The following is a 21,456-nucleotide window of genomic DNA, read 5'->3' on the forward strand; positions in this document are numbered from 1 at the left end:
GTTAGTGGAGGGCTATTTTTCTAAATTCTATTATTTCATGTTGTTTGCTTTCATTAAAATCAAAAAAGATATCAGAGTGTTGGGAACCCTAAAGGGTTTCCCAACACTCTGAAAAAGAAGCCTGTAAATCAGGCTTCTTTTTATCCCCTTATAACTCCATAGCTTGTCCCAACTAGTACAGTCTTTTCGTCTTGATTGCGATAAACTGACTCTATTGAAACCTTTTTGTATCCTTCCATCTGTTCAATATTTGTTAAAGTTAATTCACAAGTAATCGTATCTCCTGTAAAAACTGGCCTAATAAACTCACTTACTAATTCTCTTGCTATGTAATGTAATTCTTCGCCTACTTTCGTTCCAATACTAGCAGTCAATAAACCATGAACCATTAAACGTCCATTTTCATCATATTCCATATGATGCCTACCTTTATCTCCTGTAATATTTGCAAATTCAAAAACCTCTTCCTCAGTGAATCTTCTTTCGTATTTAAATACATCCCCAACCTTTATACTCATTTTTATCCCCCTAATAATAAACAGAATTTTCTTTCATTTTATCATAAAATGCGTCTTAGTTCAGTTTATATTATTAAAATAGCGAGTCTTTTTCCATACTACTGTTTCTCTTTATCGGTGCCCATCTTTTTTTGCTATTTGATATCCATAGTACGCACATGTTCCATTTCTCGATAGCTCTCTCACCTCAAAACCACAACTTCTATAAAAATCAAAATTACTCGCAGATGTATGTGCAAACCAGTCTCCATGTGGTAGCTTTTGCAAACAAAGAGCGACAAGTTTCTTACCTAGTCCCTTCCCTCTATATTCACATTTCACAACTAAATTTACTATGTTCGCGACCATGATTCCATCAGAAATGACCCTAACCATCGCAACCACCTCTTCTTCATCCCATATTGTGAATGCCCACGTTGAATTTTCAAATGCTATCGTAAATTTTTCAATTTGCCAAGAAGGGATATTATCATTGCTCCAACCGGCATCTTCGAATAAGGTTTTAATTGCATATGCAGGTACACCATTCGTTCCCTCACGAATAATAAGTCCATTATGATAAATGTACATGTAATCCCCCCTTTATTTTTATATACCATTCTTCAAAAGATGCAATTTACCTTTTTTCACCCAATTCGCTTAATGGAATACACGAGAATATCCATCCCATGAAATGAAGTTGTCTTCTCATAACTAAGCCCAGTTTTTCTAGCAACAAATATTGAGGCGGGGTGGTCTGGATTAATAAGAGAAATTAACTTATTCATTCGTAACGCTTGGAAGCCATATTCTCGAAATGCTGCCGCAGCTTCTTTCGCATAACCTTTTCCCCAATACTGAGGCAATAACCAATAACCAATTTCAATTTCCTCTTTTCCATCTATTTGCTGCTTTACTAATCCTGCATGACCAATTCGTATTCCCGTTTCCTTTTCAATCAATACAAATAAACCGAGACCGTTTTTATAGCTAGGAATCACCCATTCCTCCAAACTTTTTTTACATTGCATATATGTTTTTAACGTCCCATTTCCAATATAGCGCATTACCTTCTCATTTCCCCATAGTGAAGCGTAGAACTGTAAATCATCCATTGTATATTTGCGAATTTGTAAACGATCTGTATGAAACATTTCTGCACTCCTTCCCACGAATTTGTACTTAACTACACGATCATGTTTTAGATATATACTAAATGTTACTATCCATTATAAATGAACGAATATAAAAATACAGAATATTCACTCCTTAAAGAATAAAAAAAGACAGTAGACAAATGTTGTCTACTGCATCCATATCATAACTAGCATAAAGAAAACTACAATTGAGGGGGGTGTAGGATTTTCAATTATACTAGATACTTATCCCGTTCTAACGGGCGGTAAACTTTTCAATTATATGAAAGTGAAAAGTTTACCGCACATAAGAACCTTGGCGGTCATTAAGAGAGCACCGTTAAGTACTCAAATACACGCTGTGCTTTTTCTCCACCCATTCGTGCATGCTGAAGAAGGGAAATACCATGTGGACCAGATGCACGTAATGCTTCTGGTTGTGCTACTAAAATAGCTTGTACAACTTCTAATTCACCGAGCATAGCAGCCGCGAAAATATCCATTCGAGCACCCTTTTCTAATAAATAAAGAGCAATATCTTTACGACCTACATGTGCCGCTGCTCCTAACGCACTTTCCCAATCTGATCCGCCCCAATTGTAAGAGGCATGAAGTAAGCTTGGCGATTCAGCCAACAGTTCTTGTACTTTCTCTAAATCTCCGTGAGCTGCCATAACAAATTCTCTTACTAACTCAGTGGTAATACGTTCTTCTGTTCGCATCTTGCTCCTCCTTTTTTAGAAATTCGTTTTGGTGTAAAGAATGGCTTGTCGCTACCTTGAAAAATATCTACCTCTATGCCGAACACACGTTGAAACATTTCATGACATAACACTTCTTCTGGTACACCGTCATACTGAAGCTTCCCTCGCTTTAATACGAGTAAACGATCACTATATTGAGCCGCTTGGTTAATATCATGTAAAACCATTACAATTGTCATACCAAACTCCTCGTTTAATCGTTTCACAAGTTCCATGACTTCCAACTGATGAACGATATCTAAAAAGGTTGTTGGCTCATCCAATAATAAGACATTTGTACGTTGTGCTAGCGTCATTGCAATCCAGGCACGTTGTCTCTCTCCTCCTGATAAAGATTGTAAAAGACGATATTCATACCCTTCAAGATTTGTAACAGACAATGCCCAATCAACAATTTCTTCATCTTCTTTATTAAAGCGACCACTCCATGATTTATGCGGGCCTCTTCCAAATTCGATTAATTCTTTCACCGTTAAATCTAATTGATGATCATGCATTTGTGGTAACATCGCTAATTGCTTCGCTACATCGGCACTTTTCATCGTATGAATACTTTTTCCATCTAAAATGATATCCCCTTCGCTTTGTTTAAGTAGTCTTGCCATTAAACGAAGCAAAGTAGATTTCCCCGACCCATTCGGTCCAATTAAACTAACGACCTCTCCAGCTTTAATATGTACATTCATATTTTGCATTTGAAATCTTTCAGAATGTGCGTAAAACACTTTATTAACGGAAATCACGTTGTCTTCCTCCTCTATGAATTAAATATAAGAAGAACGGACCGCCTAAGAAGGATAATAAAATACCAACAGGCAATTCAATTGGATCGAACCAACTTCGAGCTATCGCATCCGCGAAAACAAGTAATATCCCTCCGCCAAGGCATGATAATGGCAGTAAATATTTATAGTCATTTCCAACTAATAAACGTAACATATGTGGTACGACAAGACCGACAAATCCAATAAGACCAGAAACACTAACTGCAATTCCAGCTAATAGTGTACTTACTACTATTAAATAAAACCGGCTTCTCTCCACGTTATAACCTAATAATTTCGCCATTTCATCTCCAAGCATTAATACTCGAATATGCTTAATACCAAAGAAGGCTAATATAATAGCGAATATTGCATAATAAATAATCATGTTTAAATGTGCCCAACTTACACCACCAATGCCACCCGCTAACCACGGTAACACGGATTGTACTTTATCACTATGTAATAACATTAACGCTGACGTCGCTGCACCAATTAATGCATTGATCGACACACCTACTAAGACAATCCTGGAAGGCGGTGCCCCTTTTTGCCATGATAAAGCATAAATGACCATCGCCGTTATGAAAGCTCCTAAAAACGCCCCGAGCGGTAAAAATGCCATATGCTGAGGGAATAAAATCATAATTACAATTGCTACAAGGCCTGCTCCAGATGAAACCCCGATAATACCAGGGTCTGCAAGAGGATTTCTCATAACCCCTTGCAGCAGTGCACCAGATGCTGCTAAACATGTTCCTACTATAAATCCAACGAGCACTCTCGGTATACGAAGGTCCCATACAATTCGATGAACCGTCGAACCTTCATCTTGTATGCCTGTTAGAATATCTCGTAAAGAAAAGGATAGGCTTCCTGCGAAAAGACCGTAAAAAAGACCTAGAATCGCTAATACAACTAAAGTAACTGCTATTATCCATCTTTTTTTCGCAAAAGGATGCTCCTTTTCCCTTACCACTTCACTACTTTCCATACTTATCATTTCCTTACATCTTGTATACTTTTATACATAAAGTCCATTGCTTCTGTAACTTTTGTTCCAGGATTTGATCCAAATAAGTCAGGTGGCAAAATAACTACACGATTTTGTTTTACTGCATCTAAATTTTTCCACGCTTCATTTTTCAACATTTCGCCTTCAAATGCTTTTTTAACGCTATTTGGATCTCCATGTGTAATCAAATAAATCACATCTGGATTTGCCTCAATAATGCGTTCTACGCTTAGCTGTGCATATTGCGGATATTCCTTCATTTCTGGAAAATCAGCTGCAATATTTTTCCCGCCTGTTTTTTCTAAAATATCACCTGATAAAGATGTTGGTAATGCCGCTAAATAAGTACCTGGTGCTCCATACACTAGCAATGCTTTCACATCGCTCTTTTTCTCATATGTCTTCATTTGATCATTAATTTTTTGGTTCAGTTCTTTTGCTTTATCTTCTTTCTTCATTATCGTTCCATATAGTTCAATACTCTTTTGAATATCTTGTACAGAATTCGCAGAAGAAATCATTACTTTCGTTCCCTGTCCTTCAACCGTTGGAACATTCTTTTGGAAACCATTGTTAGCAATAAGTACATCAGGCTTTAAGCTGGCAATTTGCTCAAAGTTCGGCTGATGTGCATTCCCAATTACTTGTACTTTCTTTATATCCTCTGGAAGAGTTATTTTTGCATCCGGACGACCCACTATTTTTCCGCCCAACGCATGAATAATATTCATGTCTCCCATACTTAATGTTGCAAAACTCTCTGGCACTTTATCGAATGTTACCTTTCTTCCTGACAGGTCGGTAACTTCGATTTTCTCTTTTCCTTTTTCTGTTTTTGTTGCAGATGCTTTTTCGTCTCCCTTTGCATTGCAACCTATTAACAAGAAAAAAATAGATAAAATCGCTGTGAATAGCGTAATAGATTTTTTCATTCTTCCACCTCTAACTGATAATGATAATCATTAACTACTATTCTACTTTAATTGATAAGGATTATCATTGTCAATATAAACCGCATACATTTTTTACAAAAACAAAAAGCACTACAAAAAGATTCGTTCTTTTCGTAGTGCTCTATTTCATAATATTACTCACATTCATTTCCCTCTAACTGATCTCGCATCACTTTCACACGCTGAAAGAAAAAGAATGATAAACTTAAAAATATAATGGTGCTCCCCATCATAACAAAAGATTGTATTGTTTCTTTTGCTCCATTCGGAATCAATAAGCCAACCATTAACAATGTACTTACAGCGAGAAGGATTTGTCCGAACCGAGTATAATCTTCTATTTTCCCTTGTAATTCTTTCATTATATTCTCACTCCCCTATTTCACTGTATCATATTCTATTAAACTTAAAGACCAGTAAATACAGCCATTCTGGGAGATGTTTTCCAAATGAAAAAGAGCCGCTTTATTGCGACTCTTTCATAACCATTACTCCCCTTTATATGCTTCCATATAAATTGCTTTCAACTCTGAAATGAGAGGTAATTTTGGATTAGCTGTTGTACATTGATCTTCAAAAGCTCTTTCTGCTAATAATCCAAAAATCTCTTCAAATTGGTCTTTAGCAACTCCTTGTCCTGCAATACTCATATTTATATTTAAGCTTTTTCCAAGCTCAATAATCGCTTGGACGAGTGATTCCACACCTTCTGCTGTCGAGCCTGCTGGAAGCCCAAGCATTCTCGCAATATGTGCATAACGTTCATCAGCTACAAAGTGCTCATATTTTGGGAACAACGCATGTTTTCTTGGCTTAATAGCATTATAGCGAACTACGTGCGGCATAAGAATTGCATTCGCACGCCCATGCGGAATATGAAATTCTGGTCCAATTTTATGTGCTAAGCTGTGATTAATACCTAGGAAAGCATTTGCAAATGCCATCCCTGCGATTGCAGAAGCATTATGCATTTTTTCTCGTGCTTCTTCGTCATTCCCATCTTTAAATGCTCTTGGTAAATATTTAAATACGAGATCAATGGCCTTTAATGCTAATCCATCTGTATAGTCATTTGCTAGAACAGACACATACGCCTCGATTGCATGTGTCAATACGTCCATACCAGTGTCTGCTGTTACATGTGGTGGTACTGTCATTACAAACTGTGGATCAACAATTGCTACATCTGGTGTTAATTCATAATCCGCGAGCGGATACTTTATATTATTTTTCTTATCTGTAATAACCGCAAATGGTGTCACTTCTGATCCTGTTCCTGATGTTGTTGGAATGGCAACAAACTGCGCCTTACTTCCTAATTCCGGATATTTACATGTACGTTTTCTTATATCTAAAAACTTCTGTTTAATTCCATAGAATGTTGTTTCTGGGCGCTCATAGAAAAGCCACATCCCTTTCGCTGCATCCATAGCTGAACCACCACCAAGTGCGATAATTACATCTGGCTTAAAACTTCTCATCATTTCCGCACCTTTAAACACAGTTTCATCTGATGGATCTGGCTCGACCTCAAAGAAAACTTCGACTTTTACATCATTTGCATGTTTACGTAAATAATGCGTAACCGTATCTACATATCCGTGCTCAACCATTCCTGGATCCGTTACAATAAATGCACGTGAAATGTTAGGCATATTTGCTAAATATGCTGTCGCATGTTTTTCAAAATAAATTTTTGGTGGTAATTTGAACCACTGCATATTCTTTTTTCTATTTGCCAACCTTTTTATATTTAATAAATGCGTCGCTGTTACGTTTTGAGAAACTGAGTTTTTCCCATACGAGCCGCAACCAAGCGTAAGTGATGGAATAAATCCATTATATATGTCACCGATTCCACCTTGTGATGAAGGGGCGTTTACAATAAGACGGCAAGCTTTCATACGTAATCCAAACTGCTTTTGTACTTCTTTATTTGTAGAATGAATAACTGCTGAATGACCTAAACCACCGAGGTTTAACATTTCTTCGCAATATGTAAATCCTTCTTCTAATGAATTTGCTTTTACACAAGCTAATACTGGACTCAATTTCTCACGAGATAGTGGATATGCTGCTCCGATACCTTGTATTTCAGCTACAAGCATTTTTGTATTTTCAGGCACAGTAATTCCAACTAATTCGGCAATATACTGTGCGGATTTCCCTACAATATCACTATTTACTGCACATGTATTTTCATTAATAACAAGCTTTTCTAATTTTCTTCTCTCTTCCTCTGTTACAAAGTAACAATTGTTTGCAATCATTTCTGTTTTCACATCATCATAAATTTCCTTGTCCACAATGATTGCTTGTTCTGATGCACAAATCATACCGTTATCAAATGTTTTTGATAAAATTAAATCATTAACTGCTCGTTTTATATGTGCTGACTTCTCTATATAACATGGTACATTACCAGGACCTACACCTAGCGCTGGTTTTCCAGTAGAATAAGCTGATTTCACCATAGCTGCTCCTCCAGTTGCCAAAACAAGTGCAACACCCTCATGGTTCATTAATTGTTTCGTTGCTTCTACAGAAGTTTTTTCAATCCACTGAATACAATGTTTTGGTGCACCTGCCTTCACCGCTGCATCATATACTGTTTTCGCCGCTGCAATGGAACAGTTTTGTGCTGAAGGATGAAATGCGAAAATAATTGGATTTCTCGTTTTTATCGCGACTAATGCTTTGAACATTGTTGTCGACGTTGGATTCGTTACTGGCGTTACCCCAGCTACTACACCGACAGGTTCCGCAATTTCTATTATTTCTTCATGAGGATCTTCGTGAATGATCCCTACTGTTTTATCTTTCTTTATGCTATGCCAAATATATTCAGTAGCAAAAATATTTTTAATACATTTATCTTCATATACACCACGACCCGTTTCTTCAACAGCCAACTTCGCAAGCGGCATATGCTGATCAACACCTGCTAATGCCATTTCATGAACAATGTTGTCAATTTGCTCTTGTGTAAAACTTTCTAATGCTTGTAAAGCCTTTTGACCGTTATTCACTAACGTATCAATCATCTCTTTTACTTCCTGCATGTCATTTACAACTTTCTCTTTGACTACCATGTAAATTCCTCCTATTCTGCTATCGTGGACTAAACAAGACCCTATAGGTCATAATAAGTCCCGATTAGCGCAAAAAAAATAGAGTTGCTTTCCTACATGAACCTCATTGTTTGTGAAACATTTCACAAGTTTGTTCGTGAGTAACATTTCATGAATTTAATATACACGAAATTATTTCATTTGTGTATGTCTATTTTGTGAAAAGTTTCACAAAATAATGTAATAAAAATGCACCGCCTATATGAGCAGTGCATTTTTACTATGCTAGCGCTTGCGCTAGATCTTCAATTAAATCTTCACCGTCTTCAATACCGACAGAAATACGAATTAATGTATCTGTAATTCCCAATTCTTTGCGGCGATCTGCTGGGATTGATGCATGTGTCATTTGAGATGGGATAGAAATTAAACTTTCTACTGCCCCTAAACTTTCAGCAAGTGTAAAGTATTGTAATTTCCCAAGTACTTTATTTAATGTTTCTTCACTATCTACATCAAATGAGATAATAGCACCAAATCCATTTGCTTGTTCTGTTGCTAGTTCATGGTTTTGATGTGATGCAAGACCTGGGTAATATACTTTATTTACTTTTGGATGGTTATTTAAAAACTCGGCAATTGCACGTGAATTCGTTTCATGCTCTTCCATTCGAATTCCTAATGTTTTTAAACCACGAAGTAGTAAGAAGCTATCTTGTGGGCCAAGAATGCCTCCTGTTGAGTTTTGTACAAAGTGAAGGTCTTCTGCTAATTGCGGGCTATTTACAACTACTAGGCCTGCAACTACATCACTATGACCTCCTAAATATTTCGTTGCACTATGAAGTACAATGTCTGCTCCTAAAGTAATCGGCGACTGCCAATATGGCGTCATGAATGTGTTATCGATAATTGTTAATAAATCTTTCTCTTTAGCAAGAGTAGATATTTTCTTAATATCAGTAATTTTCAATAATGGGTTCGTTGGTGTTTCCACATAAATTGCTTTCGTGTTTGGACGAATTGCTTCTACAACTTCCTCTAAGTTGGTTGTATCTACAAATGTATGCTCAATACCGAAGCGATTTAATACTTTCGTGATAACGCGGTACGTTCCACCATACACATCATCTGTTAAAATAACGTGGTCACCTTTTGAGAACAACATAATTGTAGCTGTAATAGCAGCCATTCCTGAACCAAATGCAAAACCAGCATGACCGTTTTCTAATACTGCAATCATTTCTTCTAAAGCTGCACGTGTTGGATTGCCTGTACGTGAATATTCATATCCTTGATGCTTACCAACCGCTTCTTGTTTGTACGTACTTGTTTGATAAATCGGTACATTTACAGATCCAGTTGAAGGTTCTCCTATGCGAATACCATGAATTAACTTTGTCTTTGCTCTCATTTTTTATTCCCATCCTTTGTATATGTCTTTACTTAAATAACGCTCACTACTATCAGGAAAAATCGTTACAATATTTGTACCTGGCGCCGCTTGCTCTGCTTCAAGTAAACTTGCATGAAATGCCGCTCCTGAAGAGCTCCCAACAAGCAGTCCTTCTTTTTGCGCTAATTCCTTTACTCGTAAAAATGCATTTCGATCAGAAATTGTATGAATTTCATCAAAATAAGATGTTTTCAAAAATGGCGGGATGAATTCAAGGCCGATCCCTTCTGTTTCATGCGAACCAGCTTTACCACCATTTAAAATGGATCCTTCTGGTTCCACAATAACCGTTTTTATATCTACATTTTTTTCTTTCAAATAAGATGCAGTCCCCATGAATGTACCACCAGTTCCTGCTCCTGCAACAAATATGTTAATCTCTCCGTTAAGTGCCGACCAAAGTTCAGGACCTAGTGTTTTGAAATAAGCACGAGGGTTTGCTTCATTCGCAAACTGACTTGGAGAGTATGAATTCGGTATTTCATTTACTAATTCTTTTGCTTTTGCAATTGCACCGGTCATTCCTTGCTCAGTTGGTGTATGCACGACCGTTGCGCCTAGCGCTTTCATTAATTCTTGTTTTTCAATACTAAATTTCTCTGGTACACAAACAATAACGCGTAAATCATGTTGTAACGCTGCAAGTGCCAGTCCAATACCAGTATTTCCAGCAGTCGGTTCAATAATTGTTCCACCCTGGGTAACAAGCCCTTTTTCTAGCGCATCTTCGATTAATTCTCTTCCTAAACGGTCCTTAACGCTTCCACCTGGGTTATAAAATTCAAGCTTTGCAAATAAACGGACCCCTTCTGGAAGTGAAAAACGAGTAATTTCTACAATTGGTGTATGACCAATCAACTCATGAACTCCACGATATACATTCATCGTGTTCTCCCCCTTATTTGCCAATAAAGAAAAGGCAACTGTATGTATTTTCTTTATATGAGACAGTTGCCTTTTTGTTACATTACTTTAACTCTTCTAGTACTTTTACGATAAAGTTTGTAGAATGAAGAGCTGCTTGATCTAAAAATTGATCAAATGAAACATTTGATTCTTTACCAGCAATATCAGAAAGTGCACGAATAATAACAAACGGAACTTCATATTGGTGGCATACTTGTGCAACAGCTGCTGCTTCCATTTCTACTGCATAAAGATTTTCGAATTTATCACGAATTGCTGCAACGCGGTTCGGATCACTCATAAATGAATCACCTGTTGCAATCATACCTTTTACAACTTGAATATTTTCTTCTGTCTGCATACATTTCTCAGCTAATGCAACTAATGCTTCATCAGCCTTGAATCCAGGAGGCATTCCTGGTACTTGACCATACTCATAGTTAAATGCTGTTACATCTACGTCATGATGACGAACTTCTGTTGAAATAACTACATCTCCAACGTTTAGAGAATGATGGAAGCCACCAGCTGAACCAGTATTAATTACTTTTTCAGGCTTATATCTTTCTAATAAAATTGTCGTTGACATCGCTGCATTTACTTTACCAATACCAGACTTTAACAAGATTACTTCATGTCCTGCTAATTGCCCTTTCGTAAATTCACAACCCGCAACCGTTTCTGTTTCTGCTTGTTCTAATTTGTCACGTAAAATACGTACTTCTTCTTCCATTGCTCCAATTACAGCAATTCTCAATCTAATCCCTCTTTCTATTGCTTAGTTGCCTCCATTACCCAAACGAAATGATTTAATCTCGTAAACGTTACATGGAAGCCATTGTTTTCAAAAATAGACTGCATGACTGGAATACGTGTATAGTATTCAGTTTGCAAATCGTTTGCTAACTGATGAAAACCTCTTTGTTTTGCTGTTTCAACAGTTTTATCATATGCATCTTGATCTGCAAATATCGTATCAGCAAACACTATTTTACCACCTTTGTTTAGCAATTGACTATACTTCGCAATCGCTACATTTTTTTCATCATCTGTTAAATGATGAAATGCATAGGTGCTTACTATGGTATCAATTGAATTTGGGACTTCAAACGATAGAAAATCACCTTCTGTAATAGAAAACTCTTGCGGCAATTTCTCTTTTGCAATCATGCGCATTTCACGTGACGGCTCTATACCGTAAACTGTGCGGCCAGCAAGTAATAATTTATTTGTTAAATTACCAGTACCAACACCAAATTCTAATACATTACCAAATGACTTGTTAACTACATCCTCTAGAATGTCCTCATAATGGGCGAACACTTCTTTATATTGTATATCTTCGCCTTGTACAAATGAGTCGTACGTATGAGCCCACTCATCAAATAAACCATTAAATTCTGTACCCATAAAAATTCCCCTTTTTCTTATCGGTTTTATCAGTATGATATGCCCTCTTTCTAAAAATGTCAATTGAAATGTACATGGCATTTCCTTCTTTTCTTTGTTACACTATAGTTGATTACATAGGAGAGGGGCCGTCTTCATGTCATTTACCTTTGAAATGTTAGAAGATAAAGTAGAGTTTTTCGAAGCAGGAGACTTAGCTTCTTTGGAACGAAAAATTAGTGAACAAATCGATAATAATAAAGCACTTATGCTTGAAGTTCATCACATCTCGCATCAAATGGTTATGGATCCCGAAAGCAAAAGGCCATATTACAGCGCGGTTGTTCATTTTAAATTAAAGAAATTACGCTAACTAAAAAAGAGAAGCTCCTAAGGAGCCTCTCTTTTTTAGTTCAGAGTTTGAACAAGTACTGGTTTCCAGCCCTCATTTTCTACCCAATCAATATTCACATAATATTTTTTACCCGATTGTTTATCTTGTACGTTACCGTAAGCTTTATTTTTACCGTTATTTCCGATTCGATGAATAACTAATTGCTCTACTGGAACGTCAATTGCAGCTGAAATAGCTTGATTCATCTCATTCCAATCTGCTGTACCTTTTTTAAACGTCATCGCAGGTGTTGCACCTTGCTCTGTACCTACTGGCTTCCAAGAAGATTTCGTATAAGCATCTGTTGCCTGTGACTGTGTTTTTTCAGCTGGTGCTTTCTCGTCAGCTTTCGCTTCTTCTTCAGCTTTTTTCTGTTCTTCTTCAGCCTTTAGCTTCTCTTCTTCTTCTTTCTTCTTAGCTTCTGCCTTATCTTGCTCGTTCTTCTTCGTCTCTTCTTTGCCTTTAGCTTTCTCAGACTTATTCTCTTTCGTTGTTTGCTGAGCTACTTTTTTATCACTAGAAGACGCTTGTTCTTTTCTTTCAGGAACAAACAATTGATATGATACAATAGCTACTAATATTAATACAATTGCAATTGCAATATTTAAAACACCGTTTTGACGACGTTTTTGTTGTTTCTGTTGGAATCTAGATCCTCCTGCCATTCTTCAAACCTCCATGCAGTTTTTCATACTTGCTATTGTAACATTAAATCTAGAAAGGTTGAACATTTACAATAATATTTTCACGAAATGAAAACATTTCACTATGAATTGCAAGATTACTTTTCATTCTCTAATCGATAGATTGATTCTACGATAGCTTTGAAAATAGGTGTAACTTTATTTCCATTGCTATTTGTTTCTATATCCACGACAACTAAAGCATATCTTGGATTTTCATACGGAAAATAACCTGCAAACCAACGATTCACTTTCGTCCCTTTTCCTGTTTCCGCTGTCCCAGATTTTCCAGCGACACTTAGTGGTAACGACCTGAATGCTGCTCCTGTTCCTTTCTCCGTTGTTACAACGCCCCTTAATAACTCTTGTAATGTTTTCACCGCTTCATACGAAAGCTGTTTCCCGCCTATTGTATGGTCTTCAAATGTATAAAAATCCGTTCCATTTTTATACATTATTTTTTCCACAGCTTTCACTTCCATCTTTTCTCCATCTCTAGCAATCGTCGCCATCATATTTGCAATCGCTAGAGGTGACATACGTACATCTTTCTGTCCAATTGCTGTTTGCGCTACCGCCTTTTTACTATTCTTATTTTCTTCACTACCCCAAATCATAACCCTCTTCTCCTCTGGCATTTGCTCAAAATGAGTTGTATGAAATACAGAACCCTTCCATCCAACCTTACCAGCGGCTCCTAACGCTGCTACGTAAGTTTCTAACACCATATTATCCTTTTGTATTAGCTCATTACCTAACTCTGAAAATGTCCTGTTACAGCTTCTAGCAAAGCTCTCTTTAAAACTAAGTGTACCCATCATAACTTGTGGGTGGTCTTCACCATATAAATCTTGATTACAATTAAATGTACGATTAAACACATTTTCATTTTGATCAATCACTGCCGCTGCAACTATTGTTTTAAACACAGAACCGGGAAAATGTGGTGTTAACATTTGATTTTCAAGTGTAGTTGTATATAAACGCTTATCCTTCACCTGTACAGATGGTTTACTGACCATCGCTAAAATTTCATTTTTCTTTACATCAAGTAATACTAATCCCCCCTTCTTTATTTCGCTTGCTTCAACCACTTCTTCTGCTTTTTGCTGTAACCCGTTATGTAAAGTAGTTTGAATCGTCACTGGATAAAACGGATTTCCAGGCGCAGTATATTTCGCTTGTTTTCCAAAAATCGGTTCTCCTTGTCGGTCCACTTGATACAATACTTTCGCCTCTCCATCGGTCAAAAGAAATTCATCCAATGATTGCTGCAATCCTGAAATACCAATTGGCGTTTGCCTTGAAATTTTTCTCACTTCTCCGTATCGTTTTTGAAATTCTCGTTCATTCTCCCCCACATCGCCAATTAAATGATTCATCGCACCAGTTTGCCGTAAACGAACTTCAGCTGCTACAATACCTAATACATTTAATTGATTTACCTTCTCCATCTGCTCTCGTGCCAAGCGAAATGGACCATTTCCCCTTTGCATGATAAATGCACTTTTCTTGTCTTTCATTTGAATTTCAATCTCTTGTCTCGACACACCAATGATATGCGCAATTTTCTCTAACATGTCATTTTTTATTTGTAGAAATGGAAAAACAATTAAAACAGGATACTTTTCCTCACCTATTTCCTTACCGTTCCGATCTATAAAATGACCTCGTCCATCATCTACCGTAATGGATTGCGTCCGTTGTGTAACACTTTTTTCAATTAAATTTATCTTACGATCTGTAAATGATTCTGTATCTATAATTTGTATTTGAATTAAACGACAAAGTAAAATAAACATGATACATATAAAACAAATTAAAACAATTGTAATTCTCCGTTTTATCTTCATAAAAAAACACCTCGTCTATTATAGTTTGGACGGAGTGTTTCATCTTTTATACAAATAAAAAAATCACTCGCTTTTACACGAGTGATTTTTTATTATTTTACAGAGATAATCTCTACTTGCATTTCTCCACCTGGAGTTTGGATTGCTACCTTCTCACCAATTTGCTTACCTAATAAGCTTTTTGCGATTGGAGAATCGTTAGAAATTCTTCCTTCAAATGGATCTGCTTCTGCGCTACCTACGATTGTGTAAGATTCTTCATCTCCACCTGGTAACTCTTTAAATGTTACTGTTTTACCTAATGTAACAACTGTAGATTCTTCGCCGTTATCTGTGATGATAACTGCGTTACGAATCATGTTTTCTAATTGTGTAATACGTCCTTCTACGAATGCTTGCTCATCTTTCGCTGCATCGTACTCAGAGTTCTCAGAAAGATCTCCAAAGCTACGTGCAATCTTAATTCGCTCTACAACTTCTTTACGTTTTACCGTTTTTAAATCTTCAAGTTCGTTCTCTAGCTTTTGCTTACCCTCTTGCGTCATAGGGTATGTTTTTTCTGTTGCCATATTTTCCACTCCTTTTATATACCAATCCCCCGAAAAAAAGAGGAGTTCCATATGAAAACTCCCCCACTTATATAGAGCGGAGGTTTCTAGCACGCCTGTACTAGCGGAGTTGTCACACACAACCCCGTATTCCCAATTCTTCTTTATATAAAGAAGATATGTATGGAAAGTTGATATAAATATGCCCTCACCTATATATAGATGAGGTTGCATGTTTCATTGTATTCGATAGGAAGGGAAAAAATCCCTTCCTATCGTATATCTTTTACTATGCTATTACAAATTTACTTTTTGTTCAAGAATTGTTGCAATTTTTGTCACCATAATATCAATTGCAACATGGTTTTGTCCACCTTCAGGGATAATAATATCCGCAAATTTCTTAGAAGGCTCAATAAATTGATTGTGCATTGGACGTACAACACTTACGTATTGATCAACAACTGAATCCATCGTACGACCGCGTTCTTTAATATCACGCTGCATGCGGCGTAAAATACGAAGATCTGCATCTGTATCAACGAATAGCTTAATGTCCATTAACTCACAAAGACGTGGGTCTTCTAAAATAAGAATTCCTTCTAAAATGATTACATCTTTCGGCTCAACTGGAATAACTTCTTCTGAACGCGTATGCAATGTATAGTCATATACAGGCTTATCAATTTGCTCATATGCAAGCAACTGCTGCAAATGTTCAATTAACAGATCATTATCAAACGCAAGCGGATGATCATAATTTGTTTTTAAACGCTCTTCCATTGGTAAATGGCTTTGATCTTTGTAATAATAATCTTGCTCTAAGATTAAAATAGAATGACCTTTAAAATGGTCAAAAATCGCTTTCGTTACACTCGTTTTACCTGATCCCGAACCACCAGCAATTCCAATTACAACAGGCTTATTCGTCCCCATTCGACTATCACTCTTTCTTATTGAAGTATGCTTTTGCGCATCATATTATTCACATACACTGGTTGTTCCACTTTGAATTTCACGATTTGCAACGGATGTCTCGCTGCATCTAATTCGTTTCCATCCTCATCCCAAATTTTCTCCACCGTCTGCGTAAAGTTTTCTATTTCTGGTCCAAAGAACTCCACTTCATGTCCTGGTTTGAAATGATTACGTTGCTCAATCGTTACAATGCCCGTTTCTTCATTATAATCTAACACTAAACCAGCGAAATCATACGTTGTTTTCTTACTATGATTTCCAAACATTTGCTCTTGATGTCCTGGAACCCCTTCAAAGAATGCGGGAGCTGTATCACGATTTGCACATTTATCAAGCTCATCTAACCATTCTTGTTTAAACTCAAAATTATCCGGATCCGCACAATACGCATCAATTACTTTACGGTATACCGTTGCTACAGTCGCTACGTAATGGATTGATTTCATACGTCCTTCAACTTTTAAGCTATCAATTCCAATTTCAATCATTTTCGGAATTGATAAAATTAAATTTAAGTCTTTTGGACTCATTGCAAAGTGAGCATCTTCTTCTTGGAATAGAGGCAGCTCTTTTGCATCTTTATGTTGTGATACTGTTTGAACTAAATCATAGTCCCAACGGCAAGATTGACAACAACCACCACGGTTAGAGTCACGTGCTGTCATATGGTTACTTAACGTACATCTGCCTGAATATGCGATACACATTGCACCATGGACGAATGCTTCAATTTCAATATCCACTTTTTCTTTAATTTCTTTCATTTCTTCATAGCTTGCTTCACGAGCTAATACAAGACGATGTAAACCTTCTTCTTTCCAATACTGTGCTGCTTTCCAGTTGGATAGTGATTGTTGTGTACTTAAATGCACTTCAACAGAAGGTGCTACACGTTTACACGTCTCGATAATAAGCGGATCAGCAACGATAATTCCCGTTACGCCAGCTTTTTCAATCCCTTTTAAATATTCCTCTAGCCCGTCCATATTTTCATTATGTGCAAAGATATTTGTTGTTACATATATTTTCGCTCCATATTTTTTTGCAAATTCAACACCTTCTGCCATATCTTCCAGTGTAAAGTTACCTGCATTCGAACGAAGACCAAATTCTTGTCCACCTAAATATACAGCATCTGCCCCGTAATGGATAGCTACTTTTAATTTTTCTAAGTTACCCGCAGGGATTAACAGTTCAGGTTTCTTCACAATAACGCGTTTGCCATCGATCACTCGTGAAATTTCTTGTACAGTCATTTCCTACACCCTCCTCGTTTAGTAAACCGTCTCTTTAAAGAAGAATCCTGTATCTAACGGACGATTTACTGGTTGCATTTCTTCTATCTCTTTATATAAATCGTCTTTCACGTCATAATACGCATCACGATCTTCTACACATAAATCAATTGCTTTACGATATTTCTTCGTTACCTCAATAATGTATGCAGAGCTTTTTAGTACACCATCAACTTTTAAGCTAGCGACTTCAGCGTCAATTAGCTCTTCTAACTCATCGATGAAACAAATATCGTTTGGACTCATAATGTGAGTACCATTTTCATCTTCATAAATTGGATATTTATTGTTACGCTCTGGGTCATATAAGAACATATTCTCTTCATATTTTTTCTTTTCAATGTCAAGATTACGTCCTTGATACTCAAAGTAGTTTCCTACTAAGGAACGCTTCGATTGGAACATACAAGTCATACCGTGAATTTGTACTTCAAGTTCCACTTCAGCATTTTCTTTTAATTCAACAATTTCATCTAAGCTAAGCTCACGAGCTAATACAGCTCGTTTTGCTCCTCTTTGTCCCCAGTAGTTACAAGTAAACCAGTTTGTTGCTGTTGTTTCTGTATTCCAGTGCAATTGCATATTTGGCGCTACTTCTCGGACCGCCATTAATACTGCTGGATCTCCGAAAACAATTGCATCTACACTTACTTCATTTAAAAATGCAACATATTCTGTTAATTCGTCTACTTTATCATTGTGGAACATAGCGTTCATTGCTACGTATACTTTTATACCATTTTCATGCGCAATCTTCACAGCTTGTTTCACATCTTCACGTGAAAATTCCCCTGCTAAACGTAAACCAAACTTTTGCTCACCGATCATTACCGCATCTGCTCCTGCTTTCGCAAGAGGTTCGATATCCACTACTGCTTTTGGCGTTACTAACAATTCAGGTTTCTTCATACCTTGGTCACCCTCTCTTTTTACTAACAGCTACTCCATCACCAATTGGGAAAATCGTTGTATCATATCCTTCATGGTTCATAAGCCATTCATTGTACGTCTTAATACGACGAATTAAACCACGTGTACGTCTGTTTTCAATTTTCTCTTTTGTCGTTACAAGGCCATGGTACATAACATTATCTGAAATAATTACGCCACCAGGATTTAATAACGGTTCATATAAGTCAAAAAAGCGACGATATTGTCCTTTTGCTGCATCAATAAAAATAACGTCAAACGTTCCATGTTTTTCTACTTGCTCGCCTGTTTCTAACGCATCACCGTAAATAACGGAAATACGCTCTTTAACTGGTGAACATTCTATATATTCAATTGCTTTTTCATATCGCTCGCGATTGCGTTCAACTGTCACAATGTAAGAATTTGGAATAGCTTGCATCATACGAATACTAGAATAACCAATTGCTGTACCAAGCTCTAAAATGCTTTTTGGTCCAATTAAACGTAAAAATTGCAACATAAATTCCATTCCAAGTCGATCCATAATCGGCACATGATTTTCTTTCGCATAATCTTCCATTTCAAGAATTAATTTATCTTTTGGATCAATAAATGATAATAGGTACTCGTTAACTGCATCCTCCATAATGGTCCTCCTTATTTACATGGAGAAGTGCCTCTATGACGTCTTTTCACACATAGAATGCAATAAAAATACAAGCCAGTTTTACCCTTAGCTTGTACGTTCCGTTTTGATATTAAAAACGATTCTTCTGCCAGTTTTTAACCCGATATATTTTACCACAAAAAAGAGGGATGTGCGACCTTTTTCGCTATCCCTCCCCATTTCACTGTTTTTTCGTAATATATTTTTGCTTTAATGCATTATGCTCTTCTAATGTTTTCGCATAGTACACTTCACCAGTTGGTGCAGCTAAGAAATAATAATAATCTGTTTGCGCAGGCTCTAACGCTGCCTCCACTGAATGTTTACCAGAGTTTGCAATCGGGCCAACTGGCAATCCTTTTACAACATACGTATTGTACGGTGAGTTTATCTTTAAATCTTCGTATAATACACGTTGCTTATGCTTTCCAAGTGCGTATAACACCGTTGGATCCGTTTGCAGAGGCATACCTTTTGCTAAACGATTATAAAAGACACTAGAGATCTTTTGACGATCTGTAAAGCCTGTTGCCTCTTCTTCAATAAGTGAAGACAATGTTAAAAGCTGATGAACATCCCAGTTTTTCGCTTTCATCTTCGCCTCATTTTGAACAATGATTGCATTCGTTTTCTCAAGCATCGGAATTACAATTTCTTCTAACGTCGTATCTTTTTTATAGAAAGAGTACGTCGCAGGATATAAATAACCTTCTAATGGATATTTAATATTGCTATCAAAGATTTTATCCGTTAATAACTTCGGATACTTTTGCTGCATTTTCTGAATAAATGCTTTATCGTTCAATTGACGTACAACATCATCTTTATTCCACTTTAATTCGTTTGCAACCGTTTCTGCAATTTCAGTTACTTGTGCACCTTCTTTTATCGTCACTTTATAAAGAGCTGGACGATGAACGTTACCAGATGACATTTGTTCGATAACATCTGAGGCACTCATTGAAGGATTTAATAAATATGTACCCGCTTGTAAGCTTTTTGACTTAGCCTTCGTATAAAAACTAAAAACTGTACCGTTTTTCACAGCACCTTTTTCTTCTAAAATTTCACCGATTTTACTAGTAGATGATCCCTTTGGAATTTCTACTTCAATCTCTTTTTTATTCCCGCTATCAACTGGTCCTAATGCGGATGAAATATACGCATAGACTGAACCACAAACTAAAAGCAGTGCAATAATCGAAAATAAAAAAATGCGTCTACGCTTCTTTTTCACTTGATTCTCTACCAAAACTCTTCCTCCTTATTCAATTGTAGGCCATATGTACATCTTTCTATACAACACGATGAAAAATCACAATAAACTTACCTATCATTTTTGACAGATACTTTATTTTTCTACAATCCGTCTCATTATACTACAAAGGATTGCGCAGTTTCGACAAAAAATCTTTCATTTTACATATAAAAAAGGTGGACGATATATCGTCCACCTTTTCAGTACTTATTATTCAGCTTCTTGCTCATCAGCTAGAGTGTTGAACATTTCTTGTACCATTTCCCACTCTTCTTCCGATTCGATTGGAAGTAAACTTCCGCCCTCTTCTTCATTTTGCTCATAAGCCATTGCATCGTAAATTGGGTCTCCATCTTCGTCTACTTCACCGATTGGAGAGAAGACTACGTATGATTTTTTGCCAAATTTTTCAGCATCAAAAGTGAAAATAATTTCACATAAATGTTCGTTACCTTTTTCGTCTACAATTGTAATTTGATTTTCTTCCATTTTGGTCACCTCTTATTTACTATCTAAAAATCCTTGTAAGATTACGACTGCAGCCATCTTATCGATTACTTGCTTTCGCTTCTTACGGCTTACATCAGCTGAAATGAGCAGACGTTCCGCTGCCATCGTTGACAAACGCTCGTCCCACATTACAACGTCTAATTGTACCAGCTCTCGTAGGTTTTCTGCAAATTGTTGACACGCTTCACCACGTGGGCCAATTGTACCATTCATATTTTTAGGCAAACCTACTACTATTTTGTCCACATTGTACTGCTTTACTAACTCAGAAATACGGTCAAAACCAAAGTGGCCTCGTTCTTCGTTAATCCTGATTGTTTCCAGTCCTTGTGCTGTCCAGCCCATTTCGTCGCTCATTGCAACTCCGACTGTTTTTGTACCTACATCTAAACCTAATATCCGCATAA

At 36.8% G+C, this 21,456-nt stretch carries 24 protein-coding genes; 1 reads left to right on the forward strand and 23 read right to left on the reverse strand.

From position 1 onward, the window contains the following. Positions 1-140: 140 nt before the first annotated feature. From ACTFOB_RS04720 to ACTFOB_RS04780, 13 genes are all read right to left on the reverse strand, one after another. A complete protein-coding gene (locus ACTFOB_RS04720; RefSeq protein ID WP_151633631.1) occupies positions 141-518 on the reverse strand; it encodes a MaoC/PaaZ C-terminal domain-containing protein in 378 nt (125 codons plus the stop codon). Between the two features lie 111 nt (positions 519-629). Further along, the gene (locus tag ACTFOB_RS04725) at positions 630-1,088 is read right to left on the reverse strand and encodes a GNAT family N-acetyltransferase (RefSeq protein WP_440024810.1); all 459 of its coding nucleotides are present in this window, start codon (positions 1,086-1,088) and stop codon (positions 630-632) included. Positions 1,089-1,144: 56 nt separating this feature from the next. Next, positions 1,145-1,651: a GNAT family N-acetyltransferase gene (locus ACTFOB_RS04730; RefSeq protein ID WP_440024811.1), complete on the reverse strand. Its 507-nt coding sequence runs from the start codon at positions 1,649-1,651 to the stop codon at positions 1,145-1,147. A gap of 308 nt (positions 1,652-1,959) precedes the next feature. Further along, a complete protein-coding gene (locus ACTFOB_RS04735; protein ID WP_061677232.1) occupies positions 1,960-2,355 on the reverse strand; it encodes an ankyrin repeat domain-containing protein in 396 nt (131 codons plus the stop codon). Next, a complete protein-coding gene (locus tag ACTFOB_RS04740) occupies positions 2,322-3,140 on the reverse strand; it encodes an ABC transporter ATP-binding protein (RefSeq protein ID WP_151633625.1) in 819 nt (272 codons plus the stop codon). Before ACTFOB_RS04740 ends, ACTFOB_RS04735 begins: the two co-directional genes overlap by 34 nt. Next, a complete protein-coding gene (locus ACTFOB_RS04745) occupies positions 3,127-4,155 on the reverse strand; it encodes a FecCD family ABC transporter permease (RefSeq protein ID WP_440024814.1) in 1,029 nt (342 codons plus the stop codon). Before ACTFOB_RS04745 ends, ACTFOB_RS04740 begins: the two co-directional genes overlap by 14 nt. Before the next feature lie 5 nt (positions 4,156-4,160). Continuing rightward, positions 4,161-5,108: a helical backbone metal receptor gene (locus ACTFOB_RS04750; RefSeq protein ID WP_440024815.1), complete on the reverse strand. Its 948-nt coding sequence runs from the start codon at positions 5,106-5,108 to the stop codon at positions 4,161-4,163. A 155-nt stretch (positions 5,109-5,263) separates the two neighbouring features. Further along, complete coding sequence (locus ACTFOB_RS04755) at positions 5,264-5,491, reverse strand: YrhC family protein (protein ID WP_000661459.1); 228 nt, start codon at positions 5,489-5,491, stop codon at positions 5,264-5,266. Between the two features lie 126 nt (positions 5,492-5,617). Then, on the reverse strand, positions 5,618-8,221 hold the full coding sequence (gene adhE / locus ACTFOB_RS04760; protein ID WP_440024816.1) for a bifunctional acetaldehyde-CoA/alcohol dehydrogenase: 2,604 nt from the start codon (positions 8,219-8,221) through the stop codon (positions 5,618-5,620). 259 nt (positions 8,222-8,480) lie between these two features. Then, positions 8,481-9,614, reverse strand: coding sequence for a bifunctional cystathionine gamma-lyase/homocysteine desulfhydrase (locus ACTFOB_RS04765; RefSeq protein ID WP_440024818.1), 1,134 nt, complete (start codon positions 9,612-9,614; stop codon positions 8,481-8,483). A gap of 3 nt (positions 9,615-9,617) precedes the next feature. Beyond that, a complete protein-coding gene (locus tag ACTFOB_RS04770; RefSeq protein ID WP_048562250.1) occupies positions 9,618-10,541 on the reverse strand; it encodes an O-acetylserine dependent cystathionine beta-synthase in 924 nt (307 codons plus the stop codon). Between the two features lie 82 nt (positions 10,542-10,623). Further along, positions 10,624-11,319 carry a 5'-methylthioadenosine/S-adenosylhomocysteine nucleosidase gene (gene mtnN / locus ACTFOB_RS04775; protein ID WP_063260762.1) on the reverse strand — a complete coding sequence of 232 codons (696 nt, stop codon included), beginning with the start codon at positions 11,317-11,319 and terminating at the stop codon, positions 10,624-10,626. Between the two features lie 14 nt (positions 11,320-11,333). Further along, on the reverse strand, positions 11,334-11,972 hold the full coding sequence (locus ACTFOB_RS04780; protein WP_098670110.1) for a class I SAM-dependent DNA methyltransferase: 639 nt from the start codon (positions 11,970-11,972) through the stop codon (positions 11,334-11,336). 136 nt (positions 11,973-12,108) lie between these two features. Here ACTFOB_RS04780 and ACTFOB_RS04785 point away from each other — a divergent pair, with 136 nt between their 5' ends. After that, positions 12,109-12,324, forward strand: a complete 216-nt coding sequence (locus ACTFOB_RS04785) for a YrzA family protein (protein WP_000010984.1) — start codon at positions 12,109-12,111, stop codon at positions 12,322-12,324. 35 nt (positions 12,325-12,359) lie between these two features. On the opposite strand, the gene ACTFOB_RS04790 is transcribed toward ACTFOB_RS04785, so the two are convergent. The 10 genes from ACTFOB_RS04790 to ruvX form a co-directional block, all read right to left on the reverse strand. Beyond that, entirely contained in the window at positions 12,360-13,010 is a 651-nt protein-coding gene (locus ACTFOB_RS04790; protein ID WP_440024820.1) for a YrrS family protein, read from the reverse strand. Between the two features lie 116 nt (positions 13,011-13,126). Beyond that, positions 13,127-14,881, reverse strand: a complete 1,755-nt coding sequence (locus ACTFOB_RS04795; RefSeq protein WP_440024822.1) for a peptidoglycan D,D-transpeptidase FtsI family protein — start codon at positions 14,879-14,881, stop codon at positions 13,127-13,129. 92 nt (positions 14,882-14,973) lie between these two features. After that, on the reverse strand, positions 14,974-15,450 hold the full coding sequence (greA, locus tag ACTFOB_RS04800) for a transcription elongation factor GreA (protein WP_000179964.1): 477 nt from the start codon (positions 15,448-15,450) through the stop codon (positions 14,974-14,976). 276 nt (positions 15,451-15,726) lie between these two features. Next, entirely contained in the window at positions 15,727-16,365 is a 639-nt protein-coding gene (gene udk, locus ACTFOB_RS04805) for a uridine kinase (protein WP_000537083.1), read from the reverse strand. Between the two features lie 17 nt (positions 16,366-16,382). Beyond that, complete coding sequence (locus tag ACTFOB_RS04810; RefSeq protein ID WP_327958374.1) at positions 16,383-17,663, reverse strand: peptidase U32 family protein; 1,281 nt, start codon at positions 17,661-17,663, stop codon at positions 16,383-16,385. A gap of 18 nt (positions 17,664-17,681) precedes the next feature. Next, positions 17,682-18,611 carry a peptidase U32 family protein gene (locus ACTFOB_RS04815; protein WP_098707551.1) on the reverse strand — a complete coding sequence of 310 codons (930 nt, stop codon included), beginning with the start codon at positions 18,609-18,611 and terminating at the stop codon, positions 17,682-17,684. 7 nt (positions 18,612-18,618) lie between these two features. Next, positions 18,619-19,260 (reverse strand): O-methyltransferase, encoded by a 642-nt coding sequence (locus tag ACTFOB_RS04820; RefSeq protein WP_440024824.1) that lies wholly within the window; start codon positions 19,258-19,260, stop codon positions 18,619-18,621. A gap of 202 nt (positions 19,261-19,462) precedes the next feature. Then, entirely contained in the window at positions 19,463-20,533 is a 1,071-nt protein-coding gene (mltG, locus tag ACTFOB_RS04825) for an endolytic transglycosylase MltG (protein ID WP_166702877.1), read from the reverse strand. Positions 20,534-20,749: 216 nt separating this feature from the next. Next, positions 20,750-21,028 carry a DUF1292 domain-containing protein gene (locus tag ACTFOB_RS04830; protein ID WP_000392245.1) on the reverse strand — a complete coding sequence of 93 codons (279 nt, stop codon included), beginning with the start codon at positions 21,026-21,028 and terminating at the stop codon, positions 20,750-20,752. Between the two features lie 12 nt (positions 21,029-21,040). After that, positions 21,041-21,454, reverse strand: coding sequence for a Holliday junction resolvase RuvX (gene ruvX, locus ACTFOB_RS04835; RefSeq protein ID WP_151633599.1), 414 nt, complete (start codon positions 21,452-21,454; stop codon positions 21,041-21,043). Positions 21,455-21,456 lie beyond the last annotated feature (2 nt).

Source organism: Bacillus cereus group sp. MYBK79-1 (genome assembly GCF_051915365.1).
Taxonomy (GTDB): Bacteria; Bacillota; Bacilli; order Bacillales; family Bacillaceae_G; genus Bacillus_A.